Here is a 2184-nt window from a genome sequence, read left to right as displayed (position 1 = left end):
CGCCGCCGCCACTGCCACAGCACGAGGGCGGCGGCGAGCACGAAGCCCGCGGTGTCGCTGAACGGAAAGTCGCCGAGCAGGCAGAACGCCGCGCCGAGCCCGACCAGACGTTCGAGGAGCGTCAGCCGCGTGAACAGGAAGCCGATCGCGACCATGCCGAACAGGGCGATCGCCGCCAGCGCCTTGGTGGCGGCCAGCGCCACCGCGCCGTAGAAGCCGAGCCTGGCCGCCATGGGATCGCCGGCCTGGAGCATCAGAGCCGGCGAATAGACGAAGATGAAGGGGATGACGTAGCCCGCCAGCGCAATGCGCATCGCCTCCCAGCCGATCTTGTCAGGGTTCTCCTTGGCGATCGGTGCCGCCGCAAGCGCGGCCAGAGCCACGGGCGGCGAAAGGTCGGCCATGATGCCGTAGTAGAACGCGAACATATGGCTCGCAATCAGGGGCACTCCCAACTTGGCGAGCGCAGGCGCGGCGAGCGCAGCGGTGATGATGTAGGTCGGGATGGTCGGAATGCCGGTGCCGAGCAGGATCGACAGCAGCATGGTCATGACCAGCGCCAGGAACAGGCTCTTCTCGCCGAGACCGATCACCCAGCCGCCGAAGATGGTGCCGACGCCGGTCTGCGACATCATGCCGATGATGACGCCGACAATGGCGCAGGCCATGCCGACCGTGATGGCGGATTTTGCGCTCTCGGCCAGCGCATCGCGGCAGGCGCGCAATGCTTTCAGTCCGCCGCGTACGAACGCCGTGATCACGATCAGCGCGACGACGACGCTCGCGACCGGCACGATCTGGAGGCCCTCCCGCGACAGCGCGGCGACAACCAGCGCGAGCCCGATCCAGAAGATGTAGCGGATGACCGTTGCCGAGACGCCCGCCGTGATGCTGGTGCCCAGAATCAGGGCCACGGTCAGCGCAAGACCCATGCTGCCGGCGTAGAGCGGCGTGAAGCCTTCGAACAGCATGTAGACAAGGGCCGCGAGCGGCAGCACCAGATACCAGCCATTCACCAGCGCCTTCCAGGCGCTCGGGGTTTCCGAAGGCTTCATGCCGGTGAGACCATGCTTGCCGGCTTCCAGATGCACCATCCAGAACGCTGAGGCGAAATAGAGGACCGCAGGAATCGCAGCCGCCTTCACGATCTCGGAATATTGCACGCCGAGCGTCTCCGCCATGATGAAGGCGACCGCGCCCATGACCGGCGGCATGATCTGCCCGCCCATCGAGGCCGTGGCCTCGACGCCGGCGGCGAAGGCGCGGCGGTAGCCGAACCTGATCATCAAGGGAATCGTGAACTGGCCGACGGTGACGACATTGGCGACGCCCGAGCCGGAGATCGTGCCCATCATGCCCGAGGCGAACACCGCGACCTTGGCAGGTCCGCCACGGGTGCGGCCGAACAGGCCGAGCGAGACGTCGGTAAACAGCTGGATCATGCCGGCGCGCTCCAGGAACGAGCCGAACAGGATGAACAGGAAGATGTAGGTCGCCGAGACGTAGATCGGCACGCCGTAGAAGCCTTCGGTGCCGAACGACAGATGCGTGACGATCTGGTCGAAATCATAGCCGCGATGGTTGAGCGGCGACGGCAGGTACTGGCCGAAGAACCAGTAGACGAGACACGCGCCGCACATCAGCGGCAGCGCCGCGCCCATGAGACGCCGTGTGCCTTCGAAAATCAGCACCGCGAGCAGCGTGCCGACCACGAGATCAAGCCGGGTCGGATCGCCGTCGCGCGCGATCAGGTCCGCGTAAAAGATCCACTGATAGAGGCCGCAGAAGAAACCGGCAGCGCCGATCGCCCAGCCGAGCGCGCGGCCGAAATTGCTCTTTGCGGTGAAGTTGGCGATCAGGCCGAAGGTGAGCAGAACGAGGAACCCGACATGGACGCCGCGCACCACCTGGCTCGGCAGGTAGTTGAAGGCGGCGACATAGAGCTGGAACGTCGCGAATGCGATGCCGATCCAGTAGGCGAGCGCGCCCCACCAGCCCGGGCCGAACCCTTCCGGGAAGCCGTGCTCGAAATTGTCGAACTCGACCTTGATCGGGCCCTCGGTGGCCTCTGCCTTTTCCAGCATCTCATTCGTCCTTAGCCCCTTGGGGGCGATAATAGCACGGCACTGCCGCCGCATACGTCATGGCCGGGCTTGTCCCGGCCATCCACGGCTTACGGTGCCT

At 65.6% G+C, this 2184-nt stretch carries 1 protein-coding gene; it reads right to left on the bottom strand.

Annotation, left to right across the window (positions count from 1 at the left end):
* Nucleotides 1–2084, bottom strand: a 2084-nt coding sequence (locus tag IC50_RS16415; protein WP_035706637.1) for a TRAP transporter permease, incomplete at its 3' end; no start/stop codon positions are given.
* Nucleotides 2085–2184: the final 100 nt, after the last annotated feature.

Source organism: Bradyrhizobium genomosp. I (2014), assembly GCF_000261685.1.
Taxonomy (GTDB): domain Bacteria; phylum Pseudomonadota; class Alphaproteobacteria; order Rhizobiales; family Xanthobacteraceae; genus Bradyrhizobium.
Note: the sequence above shows the minus strand (reverse complement) of the source record. Positions and strands in the feature narration are given on the sequence as shown.